We start from the raw sequence: 22,558 nt of genomic DNA on the forward strand, positions 1-22,558 counted from the left end.
GACCCTACCGTTCGAAATACGGCAACGATCTGAGCGCACGGTCAAGGTGCCAGGTGGCGTACGCGACCACCATGCCGTCCACACTCTTGGCGGTGCCCACGTCCGTGGCCGTGGCCGTGGCCCAGTCGCCCGCGAGCAGCGCGCCCAGGTGGACGGCCGCCCCTTCCTCCAAGGGTGCTGAGCCGGACGTCCGGCACGCGGTGCACACGGCCCCGCCGCTCTGGGGCGAGAACCAGCGCACCTCGGCGTTGTCGCAGCCGGCGCAGCGCACCGTCGAGACGGCGTAACCGGCCACCGCGAGGGACCGGAGCAGATAGGAGTCCACCACCAGGGGATACGGCCGCTGGGGGTCTTCCAGCGCCCTCAGGGCACCGGCCAGCAGCCGGTACTGCTGGACGGCTGGGCTACCCTCTTCGGACACGAGCCGGTCAGCGGTCTCGACAAGGACCTCGGCCGCCGTGAAGCGCGAGTAGTCAGCCGCGAGCCTGCTGACGTGCATCGCCTCGACCTGGGTCACCACCTCCAGCGAGCCGCGGCCCTCCGCGAACTGGATGTCCACCTGGCAGTAGGGCTCCAACCGGCCACCGAAGCGGCTCGACGTCTTCCGGATGCCCTTGGCCACCGCCCGGATCTTGCCGTTGCGGCGCGTGAGGAACGTGATGATGCGGTCGGCCTCACCAAGCTGGTGGGTCCGCAGCACCACTGCTTCGTCACGGTAGGTGGGCACACCACGATGATAGGCCGGTAGTCTCGTGCCCGTGCCCGAGCCCCGCCGTCGCCCCACCCCGCATCCCAGCGGTGCCACCCCACCACAGCTGCCGAAGCAGGCCCTCCCCCGCCACGTCGCGATCGTGATGGACGGCAACGGCCGCTGGGCGAAGCAGCGCGGGCTGAAACGCACCGAGGGCCACGCGATGGGCGAGGCGTCGCTGCTGGACGTGATCCACGGCGCCATCGAGATCGGCATCCCGTACCTGTCGGCCTACGCGTTCTCCACGGAGAACTGGAAGCGCTCCCCCGACGAGGTGCGCTACCTGATGGGCTTCAACCGCGACGTCATCCACCGTCGTCGAGACGAGTTGAACGAGTTGGGGGTGCGCATCCGCTGGGCGGGGCGGCGCCCCCGGCTGTGGGGATCGGTCGTCAAAGAACTCGAGGTCGCCGAGGAGATGAGCCGGCACAACACGACGCTGACGCTGCAGTTCTGCGTCAACTACGGTGGCCGGGCCGAGATCGTCGACGCCGCCCGCGAGATCGCACGGCTGGCCCGGGACGGGAAGCTCGACCCCGACAGGCTCACCGAGGACCGGTTCCAGAAGTTCCTGGACGAGCCGGAGATCCCGGACGTCGACCTGTTCCTGCGCTCCTCCGGCGAGCAGCGGATCTCGAACTTCCTGTTGTGGCAGTCGGCCTACGCCGAGTTCATCTTCCTGGACCGCCTCTGGCCGGATTTCAGCCGCCGCGACCTCTGGGCCGCCGTCGAGCAGTACGTCTCCCGCGACCGGCGGTTCGGCAGCGCCTGAGCCTCACTCGAAGTCCGGGGGGAACTCCCTCGGGAGAGGGCGGAGCAACTGCCGGCGCAGCTCGATGACCTTCTTGGCATGCTCGTCCAGCGCGATGTCGCCGAGCAGCTTCGGCTCCCAGGACGGCACGGGCCGCTTGCGGCCCTCCGCGTCCACTCCGCAGTACACGAACGTGCAGTGTGTGGTCTCGCGCAGCTCACGGGTGCGGGGGTCGCCGGACCGCACGGAGATCGACACGTGCATGCTGGTGTTGCCGGTGTGGATGAGCCTGGCGTCGACCTCCACGAGGTCGCCGATGAACATCGGCCGGTAGAACCGGACGCCGCCGGCGTACACCGACGCCACCGGGCCGGCGTGCCAGCGCTCCGCCACGACGCGGGCCGCGGTGTCGATCCAGGCCATCACGTAGCCGCCGTGCACCTTGCCGCCCCAGTTCACATCTGTGGGAGCGGCGAGGAAGCGCAGCGTCTCGCGGCAGACCTCGGTCTCGTCGCTGTAGATCTGGGCGCGCATGTCGGCCTCGATGGCCCGTCGTGCCGCGTTGAGTTCGACGGCGCGGGCGTGCTGCTCGAGCTCCCAGTCGTCCTGGGGGAAGAACTTCGGCACGCGCACCGGCTTGTCATTCTCCATCGCCACGAACTGCAGGATGCACTGGGTGTTGAGCACCCGTTCCGCCGAGCGCGGGTCGCCGCTGGTGACGGTGCACACGATCTGCATCGACGTGGTGCCGGTGTAGACCACGCGCGCCTGCACGACGACGAGGTCGCCCACGCGGATGGGCTTCACGAAGTGGGTGTTGCCGACGTAGCCGGTGACGGCGAAGGTGCCCGCCCACCCGACGGCCGCGGCATAGCCAGCCTTGTCGATCCATTCGAGCACCTTGCCGGCGTCCATCACGCCGCGCACGTTGGCGTCGAACGGCTCCGCCAGGAAGCGCAGCGTCACACCGCGTCGTTGATCATTCATCGGCACTCCTTGTCCCGACGCTGAGCCTAGCCCTCTTCGCTCAGCCGAACCGCGCGAATTCCGTGGTGCGGACAACCGCGACACCGACGGCGTCGCTGGCGGCCAGATCCACCTCGGCAGCGATCCGCCAGTCGTGGTTGCCGTCGGGGTCATGGATGACCTGGGTCACCTTCCAGACGTCCTTGCCCTTCTCCAGCCGGAAGAGGTCCGGCCCGCGGGCGTCGCCGTCGAGCAGCACGTCGTCGTAGTCGTCCCAGTAGAGGGCGAGGGCCTCGTCCCAGTCGTCGCGGCTCATCAGGACCGGCATGGGGGGCTCCGTCAGTGCGGCGGCGGCCTCGTCGAGGCTGCCCAGCCCCTCCCAGTTGTCTGCGGCGACCAACTCGACCCGCCGGAACATCGCCGTGCGGATCATCGCGGTGAACGCGCGCTCGTTGCCCGTCACCGGACGGGGCGGGGGCGGCGGCGCACCCTGGGCGGCCAGGGCGGCCGCGGCAGCCACCTTGTCGGGGTCCGTGAGGGATTCCCATTCGTCGAGCAGCGACGAGTCCGTCTGGCGCACCGTCTCCCCCAGCCACTCAACGAGGTCGTCGAACTGCTCGGTGCGGTACTCGTCAGGCACGGTGTGGCGGAGGATCCGGTAGGCATCCGTGAGGTAGCGCAGTACCGTGCCCTCGCTGCGCTGCAGCTTGTACACGGAGATGAGCTGGGTGAAGTTCATCGCCCGCTCCCACATGTCGCGCACCACGGACTTGGGCGAAAGCCCCGTCGGGTCGACCCAGGGGTGGGCGCCGGCGTACAGCTCGAAGGCGGCCTCCAGGAGTTCGGCCAGCGGCTTGGGCCAGGTCACCTCCTCCAGGAGTTCCATGCGCTGGTCGTACTCGATGCCGTCGGCCTTCATCTGCGCGATGGCCTCGCCGCGGGCGACGTGCTGCTGCCCGAGCAGCACGTGGAACGGGTCCTCCAACACCGCCTCCATCACGGAGACGACATCCAGGTGGTAGGTGGGGGAATCCGGGTCGAGGAGTTCCAGCGAGGCGACGGCGAACGGTGCCAGCGGCTGGTTCAGCGCGAAGTTCTCGCTGACACCCTCCCCCAGCTCGCACCAATTACCCGTCGCGTCTGGCTCGGCGCGCTTGACGAGCACGCCGGAGTTCAGCAGGCCCTTCGTCAGCACCAGGGCACGACGGCGGAGGGCCTTCTTGCGCTCGCGCCCCTCATGGCTGGACTCGATGAGGTGCACCATCGCCTCGTACCCGTTCCCCGGTCGCTGTGCGATGTTGAGGATGGTCGAATGGGTGACCTGCATGCGGGAGACGAGGTTCTCCGGCTCCGCCACGATGATCTTCTCGTAGACCTCGTCGTTCCAGCCGACGAAACCCTCAGGCGGCTTGCGGCGCACGACCCTGCGCCGCTTCTTCTCGTCGTCGCCCGCCTTGGCGAGCGCGCGCTCGTTCTCGATGACGTGCTCAGGCGCCTGGACGACGACGAACCCGACGGTGTCGAAACCGGCCCGGCCCGCGCGCCCCGCGATCTGGTGGAACTCGCGTGAGCGCAGCCTGCGGACGCGGTTGCCGTCGTATTTGCTCAACCCGGTGAACAGGACGGTGCGGATGGGCACGTTGATGCCGACGCCGAGGGTGTCGGTGCCGCAGATGACCTTGAGCAGGCCGGTCTGGGCCAGTTGCTCCACGAGGCGGCGGTACTTGGGCAGCATGCCGGCGTGGTGCACTCCGATCCCGCGCCTGACCAGCCCGGACAGGATCTTCCCGAAGCCGGGCCCGAACCGGAAGGCCCCGATCTCCTCCTGGATGCGTTCCGCCTCGTGCTTGGTGATGAAGTTGAGGCTGAGCAGGCCCTGGGCCCGTTCCAGCGCATCGGCCTGGGTGAAGTGGACGATGTACACGGGCGCCTTCTGTTCGTGCACCAGGTCTGTGACCTTCTCCTGCATGGGCGTCAGCGACCATTCGAAGATGAGGGGGACGGGGCGCTCTGCATCATCGATGATGCTGGTGCTGCGACCGGACCGCTCGGAGAGCTGCTCCATGAGCCGGTCCACGTCGCCAAGCGTGGCGCTCATCAGCAGGAACTGCGCCTGCGGCAGCTCCAGCAGCGGCACCTGCCAGGCCCATCCGCGGTCCGGCTCCGAGTAGAAGTGGAACTCGTCTGCGATGACCAGGCCGACGTCGGCGTTCCTGCCCTCACGCAGCGCGATGTTGGCCAGCACCTCAGCCGTGCAGCAGATGATGGGGGCGTCGGCGTTGACGGACGCGTCGCCGGTGACCATGCCGACGTTGTCTGCTCCGAAGACCTGGCACAGGGCGAAGAACTTCTCGCTCACCAGCGCCTTGATGGGCGCTGTGTAGAAGCTCACCCTGTCGGTGTTCAGCGCGGCGAAGTGCGCCGCGATCGCCACCAGCGATTTCCCCGAACCGGTGGGGGTGGCGAGGATGAGGTTGTTGCCGGAGAACAACTCGATCGCCGATTCCTCCTGATGCGGATACAGCGAGATGGACTGGCTCTCGGCCCAGGCCGTGAAGTGCTCGTAGAGGGAGTCGGCGTCACCGGCTACAGGGTCGGTGAGTTTCGGCATGCGTGCCAACCTACCCGATGCTCACCCTGTCCAGCTGCGCGAGGCCCGCGAACCTCGGGGGTTCGCGGGCCTCACAAGCGTCAGCGGGCGGAGCGGTTGAGGGCGCTCAGGATCGCCTTCATCGAGGCGCTCGTGATCGAGGGGTCGATCCCGACGCCCCACAGCACCTCGGCGTCGTCACCCTCGCCGATCTCGCACTCGACGTACGCGGCGGCCTGGGCGTCGCCGCCCGAATCCAGGGCGTGCTCGGTGTAGTCCAGCACCCGCACGTGGGCGCCGGCCTCGACCAGACCGTCGACGAACGCCGACACCGGGCCGTTGCCCTCGCCGGTGATCTCGACGGCGGTCCGGCCGGGGCCGTCCACCGTTGCGTGCACGACGAAGCTGCCGTTGCTCGACGTGGTGCCGGCGCTGGTCAGCCGCCACGGGCCCTCTCCGAGGTACTCGGACATGAAGATGTCGAAGATCTCCTGCGGGGTGACCTCGCTGCCGGTGGCCTCAGTGTGCTGTTGAACGGCGCGGCTGAACTCGATCTGCAGGCGACGCGGGAGGTCCAGCTTGAACTCGGACTTCATCAGGTAGGCCATGCCGCCCTTGCCCGACTGCGAGTTGACGCGGATGACCGCCTCGTACGTGCGGCCCACATCATGCGGGTCGATCGGCAGGTACGGCGCCTCCCAGGGCATCTCCGTGACCTCTTTGCCTGCTTCGTCGGCCAGGTTCTCGAGGTGCTCCAGGCCCTTCTTGATGGCGTCCTGGTGGGAGCCGGAGAACGCGGTGTAGACCAAGTCACCCGCGTAGGGGTGCCGCGGGTGCACCGGCAGGCCGGTGCAGTACTCGACGGTGCGCCGGACATGGTCGATGTCGTGCAGGTCCAGTTCCGGGTCCACGCCCTGCGTGTACAGGTTCAGGGCCAGCGTGACCAGGTCGACGTTGCCCGTGCGCTCGCCGTGGCCGAACAGGCAGCCCTCGACGCGGTCGGCGCCCGCCATCTGGCCGAGCTCCGCGGCGGCGACGGCCGTGCCGCGGTCGTTGTGCGGGTGCAGCGAGACGGCCACGTGCTCACGGTTCTTCACGTTGCGGATGAAGTACTCGATCTGGTCCGCGTACGTGTTGGGCGTGGACCGCTCGACGGTGGCCGGCAGGTTGAAGATGATCTCGCGACCCTCTCCGGGCTGCCAGACGTCCGCCACGTTGTTGCAGACCTCGACGGCGAAGTCCGTGGGCGTCTGGGTGAAGATCTCCGGCGAGTACTGGTAGCCGAACTGCACGTCGCGCAGGTACTTGTCGGCGTACTTCATCACCATCCCGGTACCGCGCCGCGCCATCTCCACGCATTCCTCTTCGGACATGCGGAAGACCACGTTGCGGAACAGCTCCGCGGTGGCGTTGTACATGTGGATGGTGGCGCGGTTGGCGCCGACCAGCGATTCAGCGGTGCGGCTGATGAGATCCTCGCGCGCCTGGGTCAGCACCGAGATGGTCACGTCCTCGGGCACGCGGTCCTCTTCGATGAGTTGCCGCACGAAGTCGAAATCCGTCTGGGAGGCCGACGGGAAACCGATCTCGATCTCCTTGTAGCCGATCTCGACCAGCAGTTCGAACATGCGCATCTTGCGCGAGGGTGTCATCGGGTCGATGAGGGCCTGGTTGCCGTCACGCAGGTCCGTGGACAGCCAGCGCGGCGCCTTATCGATCCTCTTGGACGGCCAGGTGCGGTCCGGTACGTCGACCGGCACGAAGGGGGTGTAGCGGTGCACCGGCATGCCCGTGGGCTGCTGAACAGGCTTGGGCTGCTTGCGGTGGTTGATCTCAATCATTGAAACTCTCCTGGGCTGGGGTTCAGGTGCCAGACACGACGAAGCACCGCAGCGAGGAGATCCGGCTCAGAAATTCTGGGCCTCGCTGCGGCAGCCAAGGAGGAGGGTCTGCCATGCCACGAGCGTCACAATAGCACTCCCCTGCCACAGATCAGAGAGCTTCCATTCCGCGAGTGGGACCATCCGTCACTGCACGTCGCGACGCCGGAACCCGGCGAAGCCGATTGCCAGCAACACCATCAGCACAGCGCCCAGACCCACCAGCGAGCCCCAGCCCGGATCGTCGGCCACCACGTTGGGCACGTGATAGAGCGGGCTCACCGCCATGGCCCAGTCCGGGAAGTCGAAGGTCGGTCCCAGCAGCGTGATGCCGAACGTCGCCACAATGACTCCCCAGCCCGCCATCCTGGCGGCGGGACGGGCACCCACCGCAGCGACGGAGACAGCGACCATGAGCCACACCGCCGGCACGCTGACCAGAGCCTGCAGGAGCACGTCTGTGAAGGCGATGCCGCCGTCCCCGGCCGACGCCACCAGCCCGAGGCCCGTCCCTGCCACCATGGTCGCGAGAGCGCTGACGCCCAGCGCGACGGCGACCGGACCGGCCAGGAAACACCAGCGGGTCACCGCCCCCGCCAGCAACGGTTCGACGCGATCCTCCATCTCCTCCACATAGACCCGCATGATCACCTGGGCACCCACGATGGCGGCGAGGATGCCGATGAGGTTGAGGATCGTCACCACGAAGGCGAAGCTGAGCTGCTCCACGTCGAGAGCCCCCGCCGCGATGAACTTCGCCATGGCCGGGTTCTCACCGATCACCTCGTCCACGGAGGACACGAGACTTCCCCACACCGAACCCAGGGAGCCGAGCGCCAGGAGCCAGACGATCAGCGGCGTCCGGTGGAGGCGCAGTGTCAGGTTGTCGACGGTGAGCCTCGGGGCGGAGGCCCTTCCGGGCCGCTGCGCCACGATGCCGAGGCCCAGGTCCCGGCGGTCCTGCAGGACCATCGCCACCGCCAGCAGCACCGCCGTCAACGCGAGGGCCGCCAGGAGCGGTAACGGGTCGTTGTCGGTGGACGGGCGGGTCAGCGCGAGCCAGCCGAACGGCGTCAACCACTCGGTCCAGTCGCCCGCCCCGCTCATACCGAGGTAGCCCCGCAGCACGTAGGCGCCGCCCAGCACGGCAATGGCGATGGTGCTGGCGGTGCGGGCGTCGCCGCCCAGTTGCGCCGCGACCGCCCCCACCCCGGCGAACATCAGCGCCGAGGCCGAGAACGTCGCCGACAGCAGGAGCGTGGGCACCACGTCACCGCCTGAGGCCCAGGTGAGGAGGAAGCAGACCACGAAGAGCAGCACCGACGCCACGCCGGCGATGCCCACCGCCACCGCGAGTCTCGCCCGGCGCGTGATGACACCCGATGCGATCAGCTCTGCCCGTCCGGAGTCCTCGTCCGCGCGGCTGTTGCGCACCACGATCAGGATCGCCATCAGGCCGGCGAAGAACGCCCCCAGTCCTCCCGCGCGCCACGCGTTGAAGCCATCGTTGGTCAAGAGGTCCCGAGCCTGTCCGAAGATGAGCTCCAACGCGGGATTGGCCCCCACCGCGGTGGCCAGTGCCACGCGGTCCGGCTCGTCCGGGAAGACCCAGCGGTAACCCAGGATCGAGGTGGCCGAGAGCACCGAGATCAACATCACCCAGGGTGCGAAGTTGTGGGCGTCCTGCCTCAGCGACACCTTCAGCAGCGGACGCGCCCCGGTCAGGGCCCCGTTCATGCCAGGGACTCCCCGTAGTGGCTCAGGAACAGGTCCTCCAACGAGGCCGGCGACACTTTCAGCGCCATGATCCCCATTCCCAGGAGCATCGCCATCGCGTCATTGAGGTCGGCAGGATCGACGGTGGCCGACATCCGCCCGTGCTCGTCCAGGCGCAATTCGTGCAGGATCGGCACCGCCGCGAGGTTCGCGTGCCTGCTGGCCAGGGTGGCGGTGATCGTCACCCGGTTCAGGCCCTGCAACTGGTCCAGCGTGCCGGTCTGCACCACGCGGCCCTGCCGGATGATGCTCACCCGGTCTGCCAGCGCCTCGACCTCGCTGAGGATGTGGCTGGACAGCAGGACCGTGCGTCCCTGGTCCTTGAGTGCCTGGATCTCGTCCTGGAAGACCGCCTCCATCAGTGGGTCCAGTCCGGAGGTCGGCTCGTCGAGGATGAGGAGTTCGACGTCGGCCGCGAGCGCCGCGACGATGGCCACCTTCTGGCGGTTGCCCTTCGAGTACTGGCGCCCCCGCTTCGTGGGGTCGAGTTCGAACCGCTCCAGCAGCGTCTGCCTCCGCGTCGGGTCGATGCCGCCCCGCAGGTTGCCCAGCAGGTCGATTGCCTCCCCACCGGTCAGCGCGGGCCAGAGCGAGACGTCTCCGGGGACGTAGGCGAGTCGCCGATGGAGGGAGATCACGTCGCGCCAGGGATCTCCCCCGAGCAGTTCGGCATGCCCCCCGTCGGAGGTGAGCAGGCCCAGCAGCACGCGGATGGTGGTGGACTTGCCTGAACCGTTGGGCCCGAGGAATCCGTGGACCTCACCGCGACGGACCTCGAGATCGAGGCCGTCCAGCGCAGTGAAGGCACCGAAGCGTTTGATGAGGCCTTCAATGCGGATAGCAGCATCCCCGTGACTCATGCGGTGTCCTCCCAGGTGGCCGTCGCCGGCTCAATGCCGAGCTTAGGGTCAGGCGATCCGGCCCGTGCCGCCCATGAAAAACCGCCCCCGCCGGACGATCGATCCGGCGGGGGCGGTGCCTTTGTGGGCGATGGCTACTTCACGGAACCGGCGGTGAGGCCGCCGATGAGCCTCTTCTCGATGAAGGAGAACAGGATGATCACCGGAACGATGGCGACCAGCGCAACGGTGAAGAGGTACTGCCAGTCCTGGACATAGAGACCGAGAAAGCGTGGCATCGACACCGTCAACGGCTGGAGGTCGTTCTGCCGGACCAGGATGAGGGCCGCGGCGAACTCGTTCCACGAGTTGACGAACACGAACACGATGGCCGTCACGATGCCGGGCCAGACCAGCGGCAGCGAGATGCGGAACATGGTCTGGAGCCTGCCGAGCCCGTCGATGAGGGCGGCCTCGTCGACCTCCTTGGGCACCGAGGCGAAGAAGGCCTGCATGATCCAGATGGCGAACGACAGGTTGAACGCGCCGTTGATCAGGATCAGCGCCCCCCAGACCGCGTAGCCGGACCAGCCCTTGAACTCCTGGAAGAGGCCGACGGCCAGCACTGTGGGCTGCAGCATCTGCGTGCACAACACGAGGAGGAGGAACACCATGCGACCCGGGAACCGGAAACGTGCGATGTAGTAGGCGGCCGGGGTGGCCACCAGGAGCACCAGGAGGGTGGCGCCGAGGGCGATCACCGTGGTGGACAGCAGCGACGAGGCGGGGTTGACCGACGAGGACCACACGTCGATGTAGTTCTGCCACCGCGGCTCCTCCGGGAAGTACACCGGCGGGATGTCGGTGACCTCGAGCCGTGTCTTCAGCGACGTGATGAACATCAGCGCATAGGGGAACCCGAAGAAGAGCACCACGAGGATGGAGCCGATGACGATTCCGACGAGGTTCGGCTTCTTGTTGATGCCGCCGCGGATGTGTTCAGACTTGACCTTCGCCATGGCTCAGGCCACCTCCTTCGTGGGCTGCACGATGATCAGGTAGACCGCGATGATGACGAGGCAGAACAGGAAGTTCAGCACCGAGAGGGCCGACGAGACCCCGGGGCCGAGGGCGGACTGGTACTCGTACATGAGCGTTGTGGTGATGTGGCCGTTGTGGTAGCCGGGGGTCTCCTGCAGGATCCGGAGGATCGGCAGCGAGTTGAAGACGTTGATGATGTTGATGAGCGCGGCCACCGCGATGGCGGGACGCAGCAGCGGCAGCACGATGTGCCAGTAACGCTGGGCCGAATGGGCGCCGTCGACGTGGGCGGCCTCGAGGACATCCGTGGGGACGGCCTGCAGGCCCGCGAGGATGGTGTACGTCGTGAACGGCAGCGAGACATAGATGGCCACGAAGACAGCCACCCAGAACGCAGAGCCGGGGTCCTTCGTGAAGGCCCGTGCTGTTTCGAGGATGCCGGTATCGACCAGGAGACGGTTGAACAGGCCGACGTTCTGCTGCAGCCCGTAGCGGAAGACGGTGGCCGTCATGACGACCGAGCAGGCCCACGGGAGGATGATGAACAGGCGCAGCAGCTTGCGGCCGCGGAAGGGCTTGTTCAGGAACTGCGCGAGGACGAGGCTCAACAGCACGGTGATGACCACCACGACCACGACCCAGACGACCGTGTTGGCCATGATCCGGCCGATCGGCACACCCGGGAACGTCAGGGCTCCGGCCTTACCGATGTAGTTGTCGAGGCCGACGGGGTCTGGGCTGCGCTGGATGCCCTTGTTGTTGTACTTGAAGAACGAGGTGTAGATCATCAGCGCGGCCGGGTACAGCACGACCCCGACTATCAGGATCAGGGTGGGCAGCAGCCAGGGAAGCGCACGCAGCGTCTCCCAGCCTCCGGAAATCTTCCGCTTCTTTACCTGCTCCACCATTTGGGGGGTGGCTGTCAACGACACCGCTGTCGTCCCTTCTCGTGATTGTGGGTGGTGTTCGCGTGACGCGGGGTGGCCCGGGGATTCCCGTGCCACCCCGCCTCACACGGACAGATCAGCTTTGGGCTGCGACCTGAGCTTCGATCTGCTCAAGCAGAGCGGCGGGCTCTTCGGTGCCGATCTTGTAGGCGTTGGCCTGCAGGGCGGTCTGGAGCGCATCCCACTGGGGGTTCGAGACGGGCTGGAACTTCACCACGGACAGGGCGTCGAGGAAGGCAGCTTCGTTGCCCTCGGCCTCAGCCTTGCCCTTTTCGATGGTGGAGGTGGTCACCGGGAGGAGGCCGGTGCCCTTGTACCAGGGCTCGTAGACCTCATCGGAGTAGAACACGTCGAGGTACGCGGCAGTGGCCTGCTTGCGCGCGGCATCGTCGTTGTTGAAGGCGACGATGAAGTCCGTCACGCCGATGGCCACGCCTTCGCCGTCCTTCGAGGGGATCGGGGCCAGAGCCACGTTGATGCCCTTGGCGGTGGCGTCACCGACGACCTGGCCGTGGCCGATGGCCATGGCGAGCTTGCCCGCGGCGAGGAGGTCAGTGGTGTCCTGACGATCGTCTTCGAGGTTGGGCTGCGTGTAGCCGGCGTCGTACATCTTCTTCATCTGGGTGAAGCCTTCGACGGCCACGTCGGAGTCGGCCTTCAGGTTCTCACCGTCGGTCCAGTTGCCACCGGCGCCCCACACCCAGAGGGAGGACTCGACCTGGGCCTCTTCGGCGCCCAAGGGCATGCCGTAGGCGTAGATGTCGTCACCGAGCGCGGTGATCTTCTCTGCGGCAGCCTCGAGGTCTTCCCACGTCTTCGGAGCCTCGGCCACGCCGGCCTGCTCGAAGAGGTCGGTGTTGTAGACGAGCATGCGGGCCGACGCGATGTCGGGAGCCGCCCACTGCGTGCCGTCGGGGCCTTCTCCGTTGGCCAGGAGGCCGGCGTCGATGTTGCTGATGGTCTCCTCGCTCAGGAGCTCATCGATGGGGTAGAGCAGGTCGGCCTCAGCCGACGACGAGAACGCGTTGTCGTTCAGGATGTCCGGGTAGTCGTTGGCCTGGATGCGCGACTGGACGGTCTGCGAGAAGTTCTCCCAGCCATCGATCTGCAGTTCAACTGTGACCTTCGGGTACTCCTCGTTGAACTTCTTGGTGATGGCATCCCAATCCGCCTTCGAGCTGTCCGAGTAGGACGGCGCGAGGATCTTGATGGTCGTCTCGAGATCCGCAGGTGCAACTTCACTGCCGGCGTCGTCGGCGGGGGCGTCATTGCCATTGTCGTTGCCGTTGCCACCGCAGGCAGATAGAGCGAAGACGCCGACGATGGCGGCCACGCCTAGCTTGTAAACACGCTTCGTCACGTGTGTGTCCTTTCCTTAAGGTCAAGGTCAACCGGGGCGGTTGTTTGTGTTGATACTAGGAACACCCACCCCGGCTGACCAGGCAAGACCACCACGCTGTAACCAAATAGTTACCGTTAACAGGGTAATGAGCAGGCGGCCTGCACACTTGAGCCAGGTGAACGCCCTGAATCGACGCCTGCGCCAACTTGCTCAAGGCACCCTGAGCGATTTCCGTTCAGAACCCCAGGCGATTGAGGTGTTTTGCGTCGCGTTGCCATTCCTTGAGCACTTTGACGTGCAGGTTGAGGTGCACGCGCGTGCCCAGGAGCCGGTTGATCTGTTCGCGGGCCGTGGTGCCGATCTCCTTCAACCGTGCGCCCCGATGGCCGATGATGATGCCCTTCTGGGAATCGCGTTCCACCACGATGGTGGCGAAGACATCGGTCAAGGGCTTGTCCTCGGGCCGGTCCGCCCGGGGGAGTATCTCGTCGATCGTCACGGCGATCGAGTGGGGCAGTTCCTCCCGCACCCCCTCAAGGGCCGCTTCGCGGATCAACTCCGCGATGAGTGTCTCCGTGGGCTCGTCGGTGATCTCACCGTCGGGGTAGAACTGCGGGCCCTCGGGCAGCAGTCCGAGGAGCGAGTCCCGCACGACGTCGAGCTGGTCGCCCTCCGTGGCGGAGCAGGGCACCACTTCTGCCCATTCGATGCCCAGTTCCTCGGCCACCGCGGCGATGTCGACCAGATGCGAAAGGATCCGCTGGGGATTCACGAGGTCGGTCTTGGTTGCCAGGGCCACCAGCTTCGGCTTGCGCTGGAGTTGGGCGATCTCGCCGATGATGAACTTGTCGCCGGGGCCGATGCGCTGGTCGCAGGGCAGGCAGACGCCCACGATGTCGACCGAACCCCACGTCTCGTAGACGAGGTCGTTCAGTCGCTGGCCGAGCAGCGTGCGCGGCTTGTGCAGCCCCGGGGTGTCGATCAGGATCAGCTGGCCGTCGTCACGGGTGACGATGCCGCGCACGACGTGCCTGGTGGTCTGGGGCTTGCTGGAGGCGATGGCGATCTTCTGGCCGACGAGCGCGTTGGTCAGCGTCGACTTGCCCGCGTTGGGCCGGCCCACGAAGCAGGCGAAGCCGGAGCGGAAGGTTGGGTCAGTCATCTGTGTTCTCCTGGGGAGTGTGGTGGTCCAGTTCGTCGCGGCTCAGACGGCGCACCAGCACGGTGCCGATCTGGTGGCGGCGGCCGACGGCGCGGTCGGCGACGAGTTCGAGGTCGCCGACGACGGCGCGTGAGCCGGGGATCGGGACGAGGTTCAGAAGCTTTGCCATGAGGCCGCCGGCGGTCTCGACCTCGTCGTCCTCGAGGTCCACGCCGAACAGGGCTCCGAGTTCGTCGAGCGGCAGCCGCGAGGAGATCCGGTAGCGACCCTCCCCCAGCTCAGTGACGGCTGGGGTGTCATGGTCGTATTCGTCGACGATCTCGCCGACGATCTCCTCGAGGATGTCCTCGATGGTGGCCAGGCCGGCGGTGCCGCCGAACTCGTCGATCACCAGCACGAGGTGGGAATGGCTGAGCTGCATCTCGCGCAGCAGCTCGCTGACGGGCTTGGAATCCGGGCAGAAGGCTGCGGGGCGCATGATGTCGCCCACCGTCTCCAGCCGTTCGGCGTCCGGGAAGTCGTGGATGCGCTTGGCCACGTCCTTCAGATAGGCCACGCCCAGCACGTCGTCGAGGCTCTCGCCGATGACGGGGATCCGGGAGAAGCCGGAGCGCAACGCGAGGGACAGGAGTTGGCGCAGCGTCTTGTCGCGGGTGACGAAGACGACGTCGGTGCGGGGCACCATGACTTCCTTGACGATGGTGTCGCCCAGTTCGAAGACCGAGTGGATCATCTTCGATTCGCCGGCCTCGATGAGGTCGTGGGCCTGGGCCATGTCGACGAGGTCGCGCAGCTCGGCCTCCGTGGCGAACGGACCGTCGGCGTATCCCCGGCCGGGGGTCAACGCGTTGCCGAGGTACACCATGAGTTGGGCGACGGGGCCCAGCACGGTGGTCAACGCGCTGATCGCCGGGCCGAAGGCACGCAGCGTGGCCTCGGGCTTCTGGCGACCGATGGTGCGGGGTGCCACGCCCCAGAGGATGAACGACACCACCAGCATGATCGCGATCGTGGCCAGCGCCCGCTGCCAGTCCACCTCGAACTGGGTGAACATGACGATGGTGGCCACCACGATGGAGCTGATCTCCAGCGCCATCCGCGCGAACATGACGGCGTTGATGGTGGGGGCCGGATCCTGGGTGATGAGGAGGATGCGGTCGCCGCCGCGCACGTCGTCTTCCACGAGCCGCTCGGCCCGCGACTTGGTGATGACGCCCAACGCGGTCTCAACCGCAGCCAGCAGCGACGCGCCGATAGCGCAGAGGAGGGCAATGCCCAGTTCAATCCATTCGGACTGCGTCACGGGATTCGATCAACTCGCTCACTCGGAAGACAATTCATGGTGCGTTGGAGTCTAACGCAGCGCTCGTGGTCGCAGCAGACGCCACATCGCTCCGACAGCCAGCACGACCAACCCGCCCAGCACGGACGGCCACGGCAACGTGGCCACCAGCACCAGGCAGAGCAGCGCCCCCACGGCCTGCCAGGCCCGGCGGTACCGGCGGTGCTCGGCATCCTGCGTGTAGGCGGAGACGTTCGCGACGAAGTAGTAGAGCAGCACGCCGAACGACGAGAAGCCGATGGCGCCGCGCAGATCCGCCACCAGCACCACCACGGTGACGACGACTCCGAGCAGCAGTTCGATGCGGTCCGGCACCTTCGTGCGCGGATGCGTGTGGTCGAAGTAGCGTGGGAGGTCGCCCTCACGCGACATGGCCAGGATCGTGCGGCCGATGCCGGACAACAGCCCCAGGAGCGCCCCGGCGATGGCTGCCACCGCTCCCCCGGTGAGGATGGCCGAGGCGACGGGATGCGCGGTGGTCAGCAACGTGAGCGGCGCGCTGGAGGCCGCCAGCGCCTCCGGCCCGACCCAGGTCAGCAGCGACACGGCGACGACGGCGTAGAGCAGCAGCACGATGATGAGCGCCGTGATGATCGCCCTGCCGATGGTGCGCCGCGGGTCGCGCACCTCCTCGCCCATGGTGGCGATGCGTGCGTAGCCGGCGAAGGCGAAGAAGAGCAGGCCGGCCGCCTGCAGCACGCCGTAGGGGCTGCCGTCGATGTCCGCCCACCCGAACGTGGCCGTGCCCCGGCCTCCGAACCACGACACCCCGAGTGCGGTGAAGATGCCGATCAGTGCCAGCGAGGCGAGCACCTTGGCCACCTGGGCGGTGCGGCTCACGCCGAGGAGGTTGACGACGACGAGGGCCCAGACGGCACCCACAGCCACCGGCTTCTCCCAGCCCTGGGGCGCGAGGTACGCGGCGAAGGCGAGCGCCATGGCGGCCACAGAGGCGGTCTTGCCGATGACGAAGCTCCACCCGGCCAGGTAACCGGGCCACTCCCCGAGCCGCTCACGCCCATAGACGTAGGTGCCCCCGGCGGCCGGATACTGGGCGGCCAGTTGCGCCGACGAGGTGGCGTTGGCCCAGGCGACCACCGAAGCGATCACCAGGGAGACGAGGAGCAGGTCACCGGCCGCAGCGGCTGCGGGAGACCAGACGACGAAGACGCCGGCGCCCACCATCGACGCCACACCGATGGCGATCGCGTCCCACAGCCCCAGGCTGCGGTTCAACTCGGACCGGGCGTGAGGCCGGGTGGACATCGCTTCTCCTGCGGGTTCGGGAACGGGACGTCGGGCCCCAGCCTCTCAGGAGCGTCCGGGCCGTGCCAATTCCCAGGCGGCGATGATGCGGTCGTTGAGGCCGAACATGACAGCCTTCTCCTCCGGCTCCGCGTGGTCGTGGCCCAGGAGGTGCAGCAGGCCGTGGATGAGCAGGTACTCCGCCTCGGCGTCAGGCTCGCGTCCGTTGTCTGCAGCCTGGCGCGCCGTCACCTGGGGGCACAGCACGATGTCGCCGAGGAGGCCCAGCGGCGGTTCCTCGTCCTCATCCGGCGCCCGCAGTTCGTCCATGGGGAAGCTCATCACGTCTGTGGGGCCGGGCAGGTCCATGAACCGCTCGTGGTACTGCGCCATCGTCTCCTCATTGACGAGGACGATCGACAGGTCCGCCTGCGGATGGATCCGCAGTTTGTCCAGGGCGAAGCGGGCCAGTTCGATCAGGCCCAGTTCGTCCGCCTCGGCACCGGATTCGTTGTTCAGGTCGATCACTGCGCGCGCCTCCGCTCCGTGGCAAGGCTCTCGAACTGGTCGTAGGCCGCCACGATCCGGCCGACGAGCTTGTGGCGGACGACGTCGCGGTTGGTCAGGGTGCAGAACTCGATGTCCTCCACCCCGTCCAGGACGTGCTGGACCCCGCGGAGGCCGCTCTTGATGCCACCGGGCAGGTCCACCTGGGTGACGTCGCCGGTGACGACGATCTTCGAGTTGAAGCCGAGCCTGGTGAGGAACATCTTCATCTGTTCCATCGACGTGTTCTGGGCCTCGTCGAGGATGATGAACGCGTCGTTGAGCGTGCGGCCGCGCATGTAGGCCAGGGGGGCGACCTCGACGGTGCCGGAGGTCAACAGCTTGGGCACCGATTCGGCGTCCACCATGTCGTGGAGGGCGTCATAGAGCGGCCGCAGGTACGGGTCGATCTTGTCGTTCAGGGTTCCGGGGAGGAATCCGAGCCGCTCGCCGGCCTCGATGGCCGGGCGGGTCAGGATGATGCGGCTGACCTCTTTGGCCTGCAGCGCCTGCACGGCCTTCGCCATCGCGAGGTAGGTCTTGCCGGTACCGGCGGGCCCGATGCCGAAGACGACGGTGTGCTGGTCGATGGCGTCCACGTACCGCTTCTGGTTGAGCGTCTTGGGACGGACGGTGCGGCCACGCGAGGAGATGATGTTCTGGGTGAGCACCTCCGAGGCCGTGGCGTTGGGTTCGTCCGCCATCTGGAGGACCCGTTCGACGGTCTCCGACGTGAGGCCCTGCCCGGTGCGGAGGATGGTGACGAGTTCGGTGAGGACGTCAGCGGCCTGCGCCACGTCGACTGCCTTGCCCGACAGGGTCACCTGCCCACCCCGCACATGCAGGTCTGCGGCCAGGTTCTCCTCAAGGATCCGCAGGTACTCGTCGCGGGGGCCGAGGAGGTTGACCATGTCGATCGACGGGGGCACCCCGACGTTACGCACGGCATGCTGCTGGTCGAGAGAGTTGTTGTTCAGGGCAATTCCTTGATCCGTGGGTGCATGGGCTGGTCAGCGCCGATGCATCAGTCTACGTCCAAGGATGCGTCATCCTCGTCGTCATCGGAGATGATGTGCATCGCAGCCTCTTCGGCGCTGGCGGCGCCTCCGCTGAAGCCGACGTCGACACCGAGGGTCTCGCTGCCACCCGGCCCCTGGACCCGCATGAGCCGGCCGGCGCGTTCGCCGCCCACTTCGCGCGGTTCGTCGCCGGGGTTCCAGTGCTCGTCCTGCTCCGGCGAACTGTCCGGCAACTCCTGCTTCACCCGCATGTCGATGGTCTCGCCCTGCCGCATCTCTTCGGCGGTGTTGCCGAAGCCCATGGCGGGCGACCAGTCGTCGGGCGTGATGTAACCCTCGTCCAGAACGTCGTCGACCCCGCGGTAGATCAAGGAGTCGTCCGGCTGGAGTTGGTCCAGCTGCACTGATTCTTCAGGAACCGTCTCGGTGATGTCGTCCATGTACTGAGTTTGCCACCAGCGGGCCGGTAGCGGGCACAAACTCGCGGGCGATATATAGTTCCGGGGTGCCAGCCAGCCTCGAGGAACTGACCATGACCGCCAAGTTTGCAGCCCGCCAGCACGGCGTCTACGACATCGTCGTGGCCCTGTTCTGTGCGCTTCTGCTGATCTCCAACGTGTCCGCGGTCAAGCTCATCCAGTTCGGCCCGGACGTGGAGGTCTTCGGCTTCCCCATCCTGCCCATCATCACCGACGGGGGCGCGTTCCTGTTCCCCCTCACGTATGTGATCGGCGACGTGCTGGCCGAGGTCTACGGCATGCGGGGCGCCAAGCGGGCGATCTTCATCGGCTTCGCCGTCTCCATCCTGGCGTCGCTGACCTTCCTGGTGGTGGGGGCGGCTCCCCCGGCCGCGGACTGGGGCAACCAGGCGGCGTTCGAGGCAGTGCTGGGCTTCGTGCCGCGGATCGTGCTGGCCTCGGCCTTGGGCTACCTCGCCGGACAACTGCTCAACGCCTGGGTGCTGGTGAAGCTGAAGCAGCGCACCCGCGAGGGCGGCTTGTGGGCGAGGCTCCTGGGCTCCACGGTCGTGGGCGAGGCGGCCGACACCATCATCTTCTGCACCGTGGCCTTCGCCGGCATCATCACCGGCGGCACCCTGCTGAACTACATCCTGGTGGGCTACGTCTACAAGGTGGTGGTCGAGGTGGTCTTCCTGCCGGTGACCTACCAGGTGATCAAGCTCGTGAAGCGCCACGAACCCTCCTACGACGACGTCGCCTGAGGGTTCCGGCGGCGGTCAACGGCCGCTGTAGAACCTGCCCAGGAACTCGTCGCGGAAGGCGTGGCACGAGCCGTCCTTCAACGTCTGGCGCATCGTGTCGACCAACCGCACGGTGAACCGCTCGTTGTGGATGGTGGCCAGCGTCGAGGCCAGCATCTCCTTGGCCTTGAACAGGTGGTGCAGGTAGGCCCGGGTGTAGTGCGTGCAGGTGTAGCAGTCGCACCCGTCCTCCAGCGGGATGAACGAGCGCCGGTGGGCCGCGGTGTTGACGTTGTAGCGGCCGTCGGCGGTGTAGATGGCCGCGTTGCGGGCCACGCGCGACGGGTTGACGCAGTCGAACGTGTCGGCCCCCATCTCGACGGCGGCGAAGAGGTCGTCCGGCTCGGAGATGCCCAGCAGGTGGCGGGGCTTGCGTTCGGGGAGTTCCTCGACCATCCAGCCGATGATCTGCCCCAGGTTCTCCTTCTCGAGCGCCCCTCCGAGGCCGAAGCCGTCGAAGCCGTGGCCGTCCACCTCCAGGGCCGCCAGGCCCTGGGCGGCCCGACGTCGGAGGTCCTCGTACTGGGCACCCTGGATGACGCCGAACAGCGCCTGATAGGGCTTGTCGGCGCGTTCCCTGGTGAGCCGCGCATGTTCCGCCAGGCAGCGCACCGCCCAGGCGTGCGTGCGCGCCACGGAATCCTCCTGGTAGCCGCGCGTGTTCATCAACGTGGTCAGCTCGTCGAAGGCGAACATGATGTCGGCGCCCAGTTCGTGCTGGATGCGCATCGAGATCTCGGGGGTGAACCGGTGCATGGTGCCGTTGAGGTGCGACTTGAACGTCACGCCGTCGTCGTCGACGTGGGCGCGGCGCTCCTTGCCCTCTGCGATGACGTCGTCGTCGACCATCCCCTTGGTGTCCATGGCGAGCACCTTCTTGAAGCCGGCGCCCAGGCTCATCACCTGGAACCCGCCCGAATCCGTGAAGGTCGGCCCGGGCCAGTTCATGAACCTGCCGAGGCCGCCGGCCTCGTCGACGATGTCGGAGCCCGGCTGGAGGTACAGGTGGTAGGCGTTGGCCAGCACGGCCTGCGCGCCGGTGGCGGCGACGGATTCGGGCAGGACGGCCTTCACCGTGGCCTTGGTACCGACGGCGATGAACGCCGGGGTCTCGATGGGGCCGTGGGGAGTGTGAATGACGCCCGCCCGCCCCGGGGCACCCTCCAGGTGGTGGGTGACATCGAACGAGAAGCTCATCGGCGCGCCAGCACGTCGAGCTGGCCCAGCGCCACCGCAGCGGCGGTCGAGGTGCGCAGCACCCCGTCGCTGATCAGCACGGCCTGCGCACCGGCCGCGACGAAGGTGTCCAGTTCCTCCGGTGAGATGCCACCCTCCGGACCGACGATGACGAGGCCGATGCCCTCGGCGGGAAGTTCGACCTGGGCGATGTGCAACGCGGCGTCCTCGTGCAACACGAGGGCCAGGTCCGCCTGACGGATCGCCTCGACGACCTGTGCCGTGGAGGCCGCCTCGACCACCGGGACGGCGAAGCGGCGCGACTGCTTGGCGGCCTCGCGCGCCGTCGCCTGCCAGCGTTCGAGCGCCTTGGCTCCCCGGTCACCCTGCCAGCGGACGATCGAGCGCGACGCCTGCCACGCCAGGATGCGCCGGGTGCCCAGTTCGGTGGCCATCTGCACCGCGAGGTCGCTGCGGTCCCCCTTGGCCAGCGCTTGGACGACGCCCCACCGCAGGGCGGGAGGCTCGTCGTCGAAGACTTCGGTCACCTCGACCGTGAGCTCACGCTTGGCGGCGTCGATGACCGTGCCCCGCACCCCGAGTCCTTCGCCGTTGGCGAGGATCACGCTCTCCCCTGTCAGGATCCGCCTCACGCTGACGGCGTGGTGGGCCTCATCGCCGGTGACGACGACGCGCTGACCGGGCCGGACGGTGTCGTCGAACGTGGCGAGGAAGAGGGGATCCGTCACGAGAACCACTCGCTCAGCTTGCCGAAGACACCCGCTTTGCCGGGCTTGGCGGTGACCGCCTCCGCCCGGATCTCATCGCGGGCCTCGGCGAGCTGGTGCATCAGGTCGCGCTGGTGGTCGTCGAGCTTGGTGGGGGTCTGCACCAGCAGGGTGACGCCCAGGTCTCCCCGGCCACCGCCGCGCAGGCGCGGCACGCCGCGGCCCTTCAGCGCGATCCGGGTGCCGGACTGGGTGCCGGACGGCACCTCGAGGGAGACGGTGCGGTCCTCGACGTCGGACTTCTCCCACTCCGCCTCGAGGGTGGTGACGGCGACGGTGGTGCCGAGCGCAGCGGCGGTCATGGGGAGCTTGACGACCATCTCGAGGTTGTCGCCGTCTCGCCGGAAGCTCTCGTGGCTGTTGACGGACAGTTCCACGTAGAGGTCTCCGGCGGGGCCGCCGCCGGGCCCTACCTCGCCCTGGCCCTCGAGGTGGATCCGGATGCCCGTCGAGACACCAGCCGGGATCTTCACCTGGAGGGTGCGGGTGGTGCGCACGCGGCCCTCACCGGAGCACTCGCCGCAGGGGCGCGGGATGGTCGTGCCGTAGCCACGGCACGTCGGGCACGCCTGCGAGGTGCGGATGTCGCCGAGGAAGCTGCGCTGGATCTGGGTGATGTCGCCGTTGCCGTTACAGGTCGAGCACGTCACCGGCTCAGACCCGGGCTCGCCGCCGGAGCCGGTGCACTTCGGGCAGACGACGGCGGTGGCGACCTTCACCGGCTTGGTCACGCCGAACACTGCCTCGTGCAGATCCAGGGAGACGCGCACCAGCGCGTCCTGGCCCTGGCGCACGCGGGAACGTGGCCCACGGCTGCCGGCCTGGCCGAACATGGCGTCGACGAGGTTGGTGAAGTCGAAGCCACCGGCGAACCCGCCGCCGAAGCCCGAGAAGCCCGCACCGGCCGCACCCGCCATGGGGTCACCGCCACGGTCGAAGACCGCACGCTTGTTCGGGTCGCTCAGCACCTCGTAGGCCTCGCTGAGTTCCTTGAACTTCTCTGCGGCCTCCGCGTCCTCGTGGGCGACGTCGGGATGGACCTTCATGGCACGACGGCGGTAGGCCTTCTTGATGCCTTCAGGGGTTGCGTCGCGTTCGACACCGAGGATGGCGTAGTAATCCTTGCTCATATTTCT

General features: G+C 67.5%; 20 protein-coding genes. 2 read left to right on the forward strand and 18 right to left on the reverse strand.

Going from position 1 to position 22,558, the window contains the following annotated elements:
- Positions 1-4 precede the first annotated feature (4 nt).
- On the reverse strand, positions 5-727 hold the full coding sequence (gene recO / locus C3E87_RS03030) for a DNA repair protein RecO (protein WP_076059069.1): 723 nt from the start codon (positions 725-727) through the stop codon (positions 5-7).
- Between the two features lie 25 nt (positions 728-752).
- Here recO and C3E87_RS03035 point away from each other — a divergent pair, with 25 nt between their 5' ends.
- Complete coding sequence (locus C3E87_RS03035; protein ID WP_076059072.1) at positions 753-1,523, forward strand: isoprenyl transferase; 771 nt, start codon at positions 753-755, stop codon at positions 1,521-1,523.
- A 3-nt stretch (positions 1,524-1,526) separates the two neighbouring features.
- Here C3E87_RS03035 and C3E87_RS03040 read toward each other — a convergent pair whose 3' ends face one another.
- From C3E87_RS03040 to C3E87_RS03105, 14 genes are all read right to left on the reverse strand, one after another.
- A complete protein-coding gene (locus C3E87_RS03040; RefSeq protein ID WP_076059074.1) occupies positions 1,527-2,489 on the reverse strand; it encodes an acyl-CoA thioesterase in 963 nt (320 codons plus the stop codon).
- Positions 2,490-2,529: 40 nt separating this feature from the next.
- Positions 2,530-5,079, reverse strand: a complete 2,550-nt coding sequence (locus C3E87_RS03045; RefSeq protein ID WP_076059076.1) for an RNA helicase — start codon at positions 5,077-5,079, stop codon at positions 2,530-2,532.
- Positions 5,080-5,159: 80 nt separating this feature from the next.
- The gene (leuA, locus tag C3E87_RS03050) at positions 5,160-6,899 is read right to left on the reverse strand and encodes a 2-isopropylmalate synthase (RefSeq protein ID WP_076059078.1); all 1,740 of its coding nucleotides are present in this window, start codon (positions 6,897-6,899) and stop codon (positions 5,160-5,162) included.
- 186 nt (positions 6,900-7,085) lie between these two features.
- Positions 7,086-8,675 (reverse strand): ABC transporter permease, encoded by a 1,590-nt coding sequence (locus C3E87_RS03055; protein ID WP_076059080.1) that lies wholly within the window; start codon positions 8,673-8,675, stop codon positions 7,086-7,088.
- On the reverse strand, positions 8,672-9,574 hold the full coding sequence (locus C3E87_RS03060; protein ID WP_076059082.1) for an ABC transporter ATP-binding protein: 903 nt from the start codon (positions 9,572-9,574) through the stop codon (positions 8,672-8,674). Before C3E87_RS03060 ends, C3E87_RS03055 begins: the two co-directional genes overlap by 4 nt.
- A 134-nt stretch (positions 9,575-9,708) precedes the next feature.
- Complete coding sequence (locus C3E87_RS03065) at positions 9,709-10,572, reverse strand: carbohydrate ABC transporter permease (protein WP_083665350.1); 864 nt, start codon at positions 10,570-10,572, stop codon at positions 9,709-9,711.
- A gap of 3 nt (positions 10,573-10,575) precedes the next feature.
- Complete coding sequence (locus C3E87_RS03070) at positions 10,576-11,526, reverse strand: carbohydrate ABC transporter permease (protein WP_233120671.1); 951 nt, start codon at positions 11,524-11,526, stop codon at positions 10,576-10,578.
- 91 nt (positions 11,527-11,617) lie between these two features.
- Positions 11,618-12,901 (reverse strand): extracellular solute-binding protein, encoded by a 1,284-nt coding sequence (locus tag C3E87_RS03075; protein WP_083665351.1) that lies wholly within the window; start codon positions 12,899-12,901, stop codon positions 11,618-11,620.
- Between the two features lie 217 nt (positions 12,902-13,118).
- Positions 13,119-14,045: a GTPase Era gene (era, locus tag C3E87_RS03080; RefSeq protein WP_076059089.1), complete on the reverse strand. Its 927-nt coding sequence runs from the start codon at positions 14,043-14,045 to the stop codon at positions 13,119-13,121.
- Positions 14,038-15,348, reverse strand: coding sequence for a hemolysin family protein (locus tag C3E87_RS03085; RefSeq protein WP_076059091.1), 1,311 nt, complete (start codon positions 15,346-15,348; stop codon positions 14,038-14,040). The genes era and C3E87_RS03085 overlap by 8 nt, the downstream gene beginning before the upstream one ends.
- Positions 15,349-15,399: 51 nt before the next feature.
- Positions 15,400-16,653 (reverse strand): APC family permease, encoded by a 1,254-nt coding sequence (locus C3E87_RS03090; RefSeq protein WP_076059093.1) that lies wholly within the window; start codon positions 16,651-16,653, stop codon positions 15,400-15,402.
- Positions 16,654-16,698: 45 nt separating this feature from the next.
- The gene (gene ybeY, locus C3E87_RS03095; RefSeq protein ID WP_076059096.1) at positions 16,699-17,160 is read right to left on the reverse strand and encodes an rRNA maturation RNase YbeY; all 462 of its coding nucleotides are present in this window, start codon (positions 17,158-17,160) and stop codon (positions 16,699-16,701) included.
- Complete coding sequence (locus tag C3E87_RS03100; RefSeq protein WP_076059098.1) at positions 17,157-18,161, reverse strand: PhoH family protein; 1,005 nt, start codon at positions 18,159-18,161, stop codon at positions 17,157-17,159. Before C3E87_RS03100 ends, ybeY begins: the two co-directional genes overlap by 4 nt.
- 41 nt (positions 18,162-18,202) lie before the next feature.
- Complete coding sequence (locus tag C3E87_RS03105; RefSeq protein WP_076059101.1) at positions 18,203-18,637, reverse strand: DUF5709 domain-containing protein; 435 nt, start codon at positions 18,635-18,637, stop codon at positions 18,203-18,205.
- Between the two features lie 65 nt (positions 18,638-18,702).
- Between C3E87_RS03105 and C3E87_RS03110 the strand changes: the two genes are divergently transcribed.
- On the forward strand, positions 18,703-19,419 hold the full coding sequence (locus C3E87_RS03110) for a queuosine precursor transporter (RefSeq protein ID WP_233120672.1): 717 nt from the start codon (positions 18,703-18,705) through the stop codon (positions 19,417-19,419).
- A 15-nt stretch (positions 19,420-19,434) separates the two neighbouring features.
- Here the strand turns inward: C3E87_RS03110 and tgt are convergent, their stop codons facing one another.
- Genes tgt through dnaJ form a run of 3 tightly spaced genes read right to left on the reverse strand, consistent with a single transcriptional unit; the run spans position 19,435 to position 22,552 of the window.
- Positions 19,435-20,655: a tRNA guanosine(34) transglycosylase Tgt gene (tgt, locus tag C3E87_RS03115; protein WP_076059107.1), complete on the reverse strand. Its 1,221-nt coding sequence runs from the start codon at positions 20,653-20,655 to the stop codon at positions 19,435-19,437.
- Positions 20,652-21,383 carry a 16S rRNA (uracil(1498)-N(3))-methyltransferase gene (locus tag C3E87_RS03120; protein WP_076059110.1) on the reverse strand — a complete coding sequence of 244 codons (732 nt, stop codon included), beginning with the start codon at positions 21,381-21,383 and terminating at the stop codon, positions 20,652-20,654. Before C3E87_RS03120 ends, tgt begins: the two co-directional genes overlap by 4 nt.
- Positions 21,380-22,552 (reverse strand): molecular chaperone DnaJ, encoded by a 1,173-nt coding sequence (gene dnaJ / locus C3E87_RS03125; protein ID WP_076059112.1) that lies wholly within the window; start codon positions 22,550-22,552, stop codon positions 21,380-21,382. The genes C3E87_RS03120 and dnaJ overlap by 4 nt, the downstream gene beginning before the upstream one ends.
- Positions 22,553-22,558: the final 6 nt, after the last annotated feature.

This window comes from Tessaracoccus sp. ZS01, from assembly GCF_022342445.1.
GTDB lineage: Bacteria > Actinomycetota > Actinomycetes > Propionibacteriales > Propionibacteriaceae > Arachnia.

Excerpts from the sequence above, each read along its gene's own strand:
- C3E87_RS03040 (WP_076059074.1), bottom strand. The coding sequence starts at position 2,489 with ATGAATGATCAACGACGCGGTGTGACGCTGCGCTTCCTGGCGGAGCCG.
- C3E87_RS03045 (WP_076059076.1), bottom strand. The coding sequence starts at position 5,079 with ATGCCGAAACTCACCGACCCTGTAGCCGGTGACGCCGACTCCCTCTAC.
- leuA (WP_076059078.1), bottom strand. The coding sequence starts at position 6,899 with ATGATTGAGATCAACCACCGCAAGCAGCCCAAGCCTGTTCAGCAGCCC.
- C3E87_RS03055 (WP_076059080.1), bottom strand. The coding sequence starts at position 8,675 with ATGAACGGGGCCCTGACCGGGGCGCGTCCGCTGCTGAAGGTGTCGCTG.
- C3E87_RS03060 (WP_076059082.1), bottom strand. The coding sequence starts at position 9,574 with ATGAGTCACGGGGATGCTGCTATCCGCATTGAAGGCCTCATCAAACGC.
- C3E87_RS03065 (WP_083665350.1), bottom strand. The coding sequence starts at position 10,572 with ATGGCGAAGGTCAAGTCTGAACACATCCGCGGCGGCATCAACAAGAAG.
- era (WP_076059089.1), bottom strand. The coding sequence starts at position 14,045 with ATGACTGACCCAACCTTCCGCTCCGGCTTCGCCTGCTTCGTGGGCCGG.
- C3E87_RS03090 (WP_076059093.1), bottom strand. The coding sequence starts at position 16,653 with ATGTCCACCCGGCCTCACGCCCGGTCCGAGTTGAACCGCAGCCTGGGG.
- C3E87_RS03105 (WP_076059101.1), bottom strand. The coding sequence starts at position 18,637 with ATGGACGACATCACCGAGACGGTTCCTGAAGAATCAGTGCAGCTGGAC.
- tgt (WP_076059107.1), bottom strand. The coding sequence starts at position 20,655 with ATGAGCTTCTCGTTCGATGTCACCCACCACCTGGAGGGTGCCCCGGGG.
- dnaJ (WP_076059112.1), bottom strand. The coding sequence starts at position 22,552 with ATGAGCAAGGATTACTACGCCATCCTCGGTGTCGAACGCGACGCAACC.